The sequence below is a fragment of the Streptomyces sp. MBT65 genome (assembly GCF_016612545.1).
Lineage (GTDB): Bacteria > Actinomycetota > Actinomycetes > Streptomycetales > Streptomycetaceae > Streptomyces.
Genome location: NZ_JAENRY010000492.1, coordinates 1 through 7790 on the forward strand (window position 1 = coordinate 1; position 7790 = coordinate 7790).

Sequence of the window (7790 nt, forward strand, 5' to 3'; positions counted from 1 at the left end):
GCGCCGGCGGCCAGCCCCGGGCGGGGGCTCGACAGCACCGGGATCTCCGTGGTCGCCAGATGCTGGGCCGGTGCCATGGAACCCTGCGCGAGGACGATCGCGTCCGCGCCGGTGACCGTGTCCACGGCGTCCGCGACCAGCCGGGCGCAGCCCTCGGTGTCGCCGGCCTCGAAGCGGGCCCAGGCGCCGTCGACGAGCAGCGTGCGGGCGTCGAGAAGTCCGACGGGGTGGCCGAAACGCCTCCCCTCCTCCTCGACCAGCGCGACGGTCGGCCCGAGCGTGCTCTCCAGCGTCGCGGCCACCACGACGCGCGGACCGGCGGCCACCGCGGCCGCCGCCATCGGGCGGTCGCCGCGCAGCACCGGTACGCCGGCCCGCGCACCGGCCGACTCCGCGACGGCGCCGATGACTCCGCGACTTCGTCGAGAACTACGGCACTTCGTCGACGAGGACCTGCTCGCGCGGGCCCCGCGCGAGCAGGTCCTCGTCGACGAAGTGCCGTAGTTCCAGGCCCTGGTGGTCCTCGTCGCGCAGGGCGTCGAAGACCGGGACATGAGCGGGAGAGGTGTGCAGGAGGGCGAGCACGCGGGCAGGGCCTTTCTTCGGGACGCTCACAAAGGACAGGGGTTTCGGTCCTGGACCGGTCCAGAAACCGACCAGCCCTCCTGGAACCGACCAGTTCTGGAACCGACCAGCTCTGGAACCAACCGGTCCTAGAAGCGCCCCGGATGCGCCCTGAGCCACTCCATCGCCGCGTGCAGCAACGCGGGGTCGGCGGCCGGGGCCTCCTCCGGGTGGCGTGCCGCCCACTTCACGACGTACGGGCACAGCGGCGCGACGACGATGCCCTCGCGGGCCGCGATGCCGTACAGCTCGCGGGCCAGGGAACCCGCGACGCCCTTTCCCTCGTGGGCCGGTTCCACGATCGTGTGGACCGGGACGAGGGCGCGCCGCGGGGACTCGAGGACGAAGTACTCGATGTGGCCCACGACTTCACCGCCCTCACCGATCGCCTCCAGGCGGCCCGCCGCCCGGTCGTCGCGGATCTCGGTCTCGCTCATGGGCTTCCTCCTGGTGGGATGCTCAGGCCGTGACGGCCTGCGGGCTGCGCGCCTGCTCCGAACCCGGCACCGGCTCGGACGGATCGGCGCCCAGGCCCACGATCCGGTTGGCGGAGTCCACGTGCACGATCCGGGGCCGAAGCGCCCGCGCCTCGGCGTCGGACACCTGAGCGTAACTGATGATGATCACCAGGTCTCCGGGATGCACGAGGTGGGCGGCGGCCCCGTTGATCCCGAGGACACCGGTGCCCCGTTCGCCCTCGATGACGTACGTCTCCAGCCGGGCGCCGTTGGTGATGTCGACGATGTGGACCAGCTCGCCGGGCAGCAGATCGGCGGCGTCGAGAAGGTCAGCGTCGATGGTCACCGATCCCACGTAGTGCAGGTCGGCGTGGGTGACGGTGGCACGGTGGATCTTGGACTTGAGCATGGTGCGCAGCATGGAGGCACTCCCGAATCTAGGCTCCCTGCCTGCGTTTATGCAGGTCAAGGGCTGGCCTCCTACTCTACAGCGAGCCTTGTGCGCGGTCGGGGCCGACAGCGAATCCGGGCTCTCACGCCGACCGGTCGGACACGGTCTTGTATGGACCAGGTAAAGACCGTGGTTCACGGTTTCGGTTGCGGTTGCCGGGACCGGTGCGGGGGATGAATGTGGCCACACAGGCCTGATCGGCACCCTGGAGGCAACGTGACCACCGCATCAGAGCCCCGGGTGTCGGGGCTGGAGATACGTTCCATCGACTATGTGCCCCTGAACGAGCGCCACGGCAAGCTGTGGCACCTCGGCCCCCTGTGGTTCATGTCGAACGCGCAGATCGCCACGCTCGCGGTCGGCCTGATCAGCATCACCGAGGGCGGCAACCTCATCTGGTCGCTGATCGCGATCGTCGCGGGCACCCTGCTCGGCACCTTCTTCATGGCCTTCCACTCGGCCCAGGGCCCGCAGCTCGGGCTGCCGCAGATGATCCAGTCGCGACCCCAATTCGGTTATGTGGGCGCCCTGTTGGTGTGGCTGTTCGCGTATGTGCAGTACGCGGGCTTCAACGTCTTCAACACGATCCTCGCCGGGGAGGCCCTGCACACCACGGTGCACGGCGGCACCAAGATGTGGGTGGCCGTGGTCACCGTCGTCGGCTTCGTGATCGCGCTGGTGGGCTACGACGTCATCCACAAGGCGGAGCAGTTCCTGACGTACACCTTCCTGGTCGTCTTCGGGATCTTCACCGTGGGCGTGCTGGCGACCCTGCACTACCCGGCCGGCTCCTTCGACCTCGGCGGGTTCTCCTGGACGCCGTTCCTCGCGCAGTTCGGTGTGGTCGCGGGCTACCAGATCAGCTGGGCGATCTACGTCTCGGACTACTCGCGCTACCTCCCGCCGGACGTGACCGTCCGCAAGACCTTCTACTGGACCTACTTCGGCTCGGCGCTCGGCGGGGTCTGGCTGATGACGCTCGGCGCGCTGCTCGCGGCCTGGGCGGGCAAGGACTTCGACACGATCCGCTCGATCAACGCGGCCGGCGACAAGGTGTTCAGCGGCTTCGGCGCGATCGTGCTGCTCTTCGCCACCCTGGGCCTGGTCTCGGTGACCGCGCTGAACATGTACGGCGGCTCACTGACCCTGATCAGCGCGATCGACTCGTTCAAGAAGGTCCGACCGACCGTGGGCGTAAGGGCGTTGACGATCGGGCTGACCGCCGCGCTCTCCCTGGTCGGCGCGATGGCCGCGACCGCCGACTTCCTCACGAACTTCAACAACTTCCTGCTGCTGGTGCTCTATCTGTTCATCCCGTGGACCGCGGTCAACCTGATGGACTACTACGTGGTGCGCCGCGGCCACTACGCCATCGCCGAGATCTTCAACCCCCATGGCATCTACGGCCGTTGGGGCTGGCACGGCATCATCTCCTACCTGGTCGGCTTCGGCGTGATGGTGCCGTTCTTCTCCGTCGGCACGCTCTACGTCGGACCGATCGCGCACGCCATGGACGGCGCCGACCTCTCCCTGTTCGTCGGGCTGCCGGTCGCCGGGTTGCTGTACTGGTGGCTGAGCCGCTCGATCGACGTGGAGGCCGAGATCCGGGTGGCCGAGGCGGAGGCCGAGGAGTTGGAGCGGGCGGCGCACGAGCACCGCGAGCCCTGACGGACCGGAGCCCCGAAAGCCCCGACCACACCGGTACCCCCGACACACCGGATCCCTGACCACGCCGGATCCCTGACGCCCCGTCAGGCGACCGTCTCCGGCTGCTGCTTCGCGAACTGGGTGCGGTACAGCTCGGCGTATCGCCCACCGGCGGCGAGGAGTTGGTCGTGTGTGCCGTGTTCCACGATGCGGCCCGCCTCGACGACGAGGATCTGGTCGGCGGAGCGCACGGTGGACAGCCGGTGGGCGATCACCACGGCCGTGCGGTCCTGGAGCGCCTCCGTCAGCGCCTCCTGCACGGCCGCCTCCGAGGTGTTGTCGAGGTGCGCGGTGGCCTCGTCGAGGATGACGACGCGCTGGCGGGCCAGCAACAGGCGGGCGATGGTGAGGCGTTGGCGCTCGCCCCCGGAGAGCCGGTAGCCGCGTTCGCCGACCACCGTGTCCAGGCCGTCGGGCAGCGACCGTACGAGATCGTCGAGGCGGGAGCGGCGCAGCGCGTCCCACAACTCGGCCTCGTCGGCGGCCGGTCGGGCCAGCAGCAGGTTGGCGCGGACCGACTCGTGGAAGAGGTGGCCGTCCTGGGTGACCATGCCGAGGGTGGCCCGCAGGGAGGCGGCGGTGAGGTCGCGGACGTCCACGCCGCCGATGCGGACGGCGCCTTCGTCGACGTCGTAGAGACGCGGCAGGAGTTGGGCGATGGTCGACTTGCCGGCGCCGGAGGAGCCGACGAGGGCGATGGTCTGGCCCGGTTCGGCGCGGAAGGAGACGCCGTGCAGGACCTCGGCGCCGCCGCGGGTGTCGAGGGAGGCGACCTCTTCGAGTGAGGCGAGGGAGACCTTGTCGGCGGAGGGGTAGGCGAAGCGGACCTCGTCGAACTCGACCGCGACCGGGCCCTCGGGCACCTCGCGGGCGTCGGGCTTCTCCTCGATCAGCGGTTTCAGGTCCAGCACCTCGAAGACGCGCTCGAAGCTGACCAGCGCGCTCATCACCTCGACGCGGGCTCCGGCGAGGGAGGTGAGCGGGGCGTAGAGGCGGGTCAGGAGGAGGGCCAGCGAGACGACCGCGCCCGGCTCCAGGGTGCCGTGCAGGGCGAACCAGCCGCCGAGGCCGTAGACGAGGGCGAGGGCCAGGGCCGAGACCAGGGTCAGCGAGGTGATGAACACCGACTGGGCGGTGGCGGTGCGGACGCCGATGTCGCGGACCCGGCTCGCGCGGTCGGCGAACTCCAGGGACTCCTCCTCGGGGCGGCCGAAGAGTTTGACGAGGGTGGCGCCGGGGGCGGAGAAGCGTTCGGTCATGCGGGTGCCCATCGCCGCGTTGAGCGTGGCCGCCTCGCGCTGCATACGGGCCATGCGGCTGCCCATCCGGCGGGCCGGGATCACGAACACCGGGAGCAGTACGAGCGCGAGCAGGGTGATCTGCCAGGACAGGGTGAGCATGACCACCAGCGTGAGCAGCAGCGTCACGACGTTGCTGACCACTCCGGACAGGGTGTTGCTGAAGGCGCGCTGGGCGCCGATGACGTCGTTGTTGAGTCGGGAGACGAGCGCTCCCGTACGGGTACGTGTGAAGAACGCGACCGGCATGCGCTGCACATGATCGAACACAGCCGTCCGCAGATCGAGGATGAGTCCCTCCCCGAGCGCCGCGGAGAGCCGTCGGCCGAGGATCCCGAGGGCCGCCTCGGCGACCGCGATCAGGGCGATGAGCAGGGCGAGGCGGACGACGGTGCCGTCGTCGCCGCCCGACACGATCGCGTCGACGACATGGCCGGCCAGGACGGGGGTCGCGACGGCGAGCAGCGCGGTCACCACCCCGAGCAGGACGAAGCGGGCGATCGGGCGGCGGTGCGGGCGCGCGAACTCCGCGATGCGGCGCAGCGTGGCGCGGGCGAACGGGCGGCGCTCCTGTTCCGCGGTCATGACACTGTGCAGTTGGGTCCAGGCCGTGCTCTCCATGCTCATGGGAGAGACCGTAGGACCTCAAGCGGTCTTGAGGTCAACGAATGCGCTGGATCCCCGCACGCCGGATCCCCGTGTAGGGCCTCGTGTAAGGAACTGTCCCCGCTGCCGCAACCCGCAGTTGTCGTGGCGCGGAGAACCTCCAGTGGTGTGAGACACATCCGCGTCCGGCAGATCCTGTGCCTGCTTCCGCTGTTTCTGGTCGCCGTCGTCGCCGTCCAGCACCGGTCCGTCCTCGTCGATGGCTTCGGCCAACTGCGGTCGGCGGAGTGGCCCTGGCTGGTGGCCGCGGCCGGTGCCACCTGTCTGACCTGGGTCGCCGCCGCGTTCACCCGACAGGGGGCGGTGGTCGAACGGCTGCCCGCGCGGCGGCTGTTGGCCACGCAGTTCGCGGCGGGCGCGGCAAATCACCTGCTGCCCACGGGACTTGGCGCGGGTGCGGTCAACCTGCGCTTCCTGACGGTGTGCGGGCTGCCGCTGGCCCGTTCGTCGGCCGCGCTGGCCCTGTTCCTGCTCGCCGAGTCGATAGCCCGGCTGACCCTGCTCACCGGTCTGCTGATCGCCTTCCCGGACGCCCTGCGGCTGGGAACCCTCCTTCCGGCAGGGGCACTTGGCCCGCTGCTGCTGATCATCGGCGGCGCGCTGTGCGTGGCGGTCCTGGTCCTCGCACTGGTACGGCGGCTGCGGACGGCGATCCTGTCGTTCCTCCGTACGGCGCTCAGTGAGGCGCGTTCCGTGCACACCCGGCCGGCCCGGGCGCTGGCGCTGTGGGGCGGTTCGCTGGCGTTCCCCGCGCTCCAGGCGGCCGGACTCGTCGCGGTGGGGCTGGCGTTGAACCTGCCGGTGCCGCCCGCGCAGATGGCGCTCGCGTATCTGGCGGCGACGGTCGCGGTGGCGCTGGTGCCGACGCCGGGCGGGATCGGCTCGGTGGAGGCCGCGCTGATCGTGGCGCTGGTGGCGGCGGGCGGCCCGGTCGCGGTGGCCACGGCGGTGGTGCTGGCCTACCGCATCATCACGGTCTGGATCCCCATCATTCCGGGGGCGTTGACCCTCGGAGCGCTGGTACGGCTGAGAGTCATCTGATTCACTGACCCGCTCGAACATCCCTGTAAAGCAGCATCAGCCCTGGTCGAGACATCGACCAGGGCTGCTTCGCGTTTGCTCCAACTACCTTGTTTTACTTTTTACTTGACTCTACATGACAGCGCGAGTTGACTGAAGAGCGTTGATTTGTCAGCCGAGGAGGCAGGACTGTCATGGGGGACGAGACGTTAGGAATCATCCTGGCGGGAGGCAGGGGCGAACGCGCCAAGCCGCTCACCCTCGCCTCGGCCGACTACATCCGCAGCAAGGCCCTCATCCCGTTCGTCGGCCGCTCCGTCGTCGAATGGCTCGTCCAGTCCTGCCGCGACCAGGGCATCCGCCGCTTCTACGTGATCGCCCAGGGCGCCGAGAACCACAGCCAGATCAAGCTCGTGCTCGGCCACGGCGAACGGTTCGGCGTGGAGATCCACTACTCCCGCGCCCGCCTCGACCGCTACAACGTCGGATCGGGCGCCGCCACCCTGCACAACCTCGAACAGTGGGACCTCACGGGCCGCGCCCTGGTGCTGCCGGTGGACTCCGTCTTCGAGTTCGACCTGCGCAGACTCAAGGACGCGCACGACGCCGCCGACGCCGTCGTGACCGTCGCCTCGGTCGGCCGCACCCCCGAGGAGATCGCCGGCAAGTACGGCGTGATGCAGACCTCCCCGGACGGACTGGTCTCGGGCTTCGTGGAGAAACCCACCCTGGACCGCGTCCACCGGATCTTCCCCGAGACATCGTTGCCCTCATTGGCCTCGTTCTCGTCGGCCGTCCGCACCCTGCCCACCAACGCCGGGATGTACCTGGTCGACTGCGGCCGGCTGCGGCTGGCCGTGCGCAACCCCGAGATGATCCGGCTCGCCCAGCAGCGCCTCGACTGGGGCGGCGATCTGCTGCCCTGGCTGGTCGGGCGCGGACTGCCGGTCGCCGCCGCGCCCATCGACCGGCTCGGCGACCTCGGCAGCATCCCCGACTACCTCGCCACCCTCGGCGACGTGCTCGACGGCCGCTACCCGTGGATGACCCGGGCCATGGGCGAACCGACGAGCGCCCACCCGCCGTACTGGATCCACGAGTCCAGTCTGCGCACCAAGGACAGCGTGACCGGCACCACGCTCGCCCAGAAGATCTCCGAGGGCAGTGTGGTCATCGGCCCCGCCGTGCGCATCGGGCGCAACGCCGAGATCGGCCCCGGCGTGAAGCTGCGGTTCAGCGACATCGGCGACGGCGTGGACGTGGACGAGGGCGCCCGGCTCAGCCGGACCGCGATCGGCGACAGCGCGGTCGTCGGGCCGTACGCCCGCATCACCGACTCGTACGTCGGGCCGATGGCGCGGGTGCACTCCGAGCGCGACAACCCCGTCCGGCTCGTCCACTCCGCGATCGGCGAGGCCGCCGACCTGCGTCCCGGCACCCGGCTGTCCGGGGTGAGCGTCTATCCCCGACTGCGGGTGCCCGCCGTCACCGGGCTGCCCACCGGCACCCATCTGACCAGCTCCGACGACATCCTGCACTGGATCTGAGCGCTCCCCCCGCCCACTC

6 protein-coding genes and 1 pseudogene are annotated in these 7790 nt (G+C 70.1%); 3 read left to right on the forward strand and 4 right to left on the reverse strand.

The window, feature by feature from the left end; translation table 11 throughout:
• The 3 genes and pseudogenes from JHN63_RS48940 to panD all read right to left on the reverse strand — a co-directional run.
• Positions 1-585 (reverse strand): annotated as a pseudogene (locus JHN63_RS48940) (arylsulfatase); the annotation flags it as partial.
• A 128-nt stretch (positions 586-713) separates the two neighbouring features.
• Positions 714-1061, reverse strand: coding sequence for a GNAT family N-acetyltransferase (locus JHN63_RS48945; protein ID WP_200691602.1), 348 nt, complete (start codon positions 1059-1061; stop codon positions 714-716).
• Positions 1062-1083: 22 nt separating this feature from the next.
• Positions 1084-1503 carry an aspartate 1-decarboxylase gene (gene panD, locus JHN63_RS48950; protein WP_200691603.1) on the reverse strand — a complete coding sequence of 140 codons (420 nt, stop codon included), beginning with the start codon at positions 1501-1503 and terminating at the stop codon, positions 1084-1086.
• A 246-nt stretch (positions 1504-1749) separates the two neighbouring features.
• On the opposite strand from panD, the gene JHN63_RS48955 reads away from it, so the two are divergent.
• On the forward strand, positions 1750-3201 hold the full coding sequence (locus JHN63_RS48955) for a cytosine permease (protein ID WP_200691604.1): 1452 nt from the start codon (positions 1750-1752) through the stop codon (positions 3199-3201).
• 83 nt (positions 3202-3284) lie between these two features.
• Here the strand turns inward: JHN63_RS48955 and JHN63_RS48960 are convergent, their stop codons facing one another.
• Positions 3285-5159: an ABC transporter ATP-binding protein gene (locus tag JHN63_RS48960; RefSeq protein WP_200691607.1), complete on the reverse strand. Its 1875-nt coding sequence runs from the start codon at positions 5157-5159 to the stop codon at positions 3285-3287.
• 153 nt (positions 5160-5312) lie between these two features.
• Between JHN63_RS48960 and JHN63_RS48965 the strand changes: the two genes are divergently transcribed.
• On the forward strand, positions 5313-6245 hold the full coding sequence (locus JHN63_RS48965; RefSeq protein ID WP_200691605.1) for a lysylphosphatidylglycerol synthase transmembrane domain-containing protein: 933 nt from the start codon (positions 5313-5315) through the stop codon (positions 6243-6245).
• 173 nt (positions 6246-6418) lie between these two features.
• Positions 6419-7771, forward strand: a complete 1353-nt coding sequence (locus JHN63_RS48970; protein WP_200691606.1) for a sugar phosphate nucleotidyltransferase — start codon at positions 6419-6421, stop codon at positions 7769-7771.
• Positions 7772-7790: the final 19 nt, after the last annotated feature.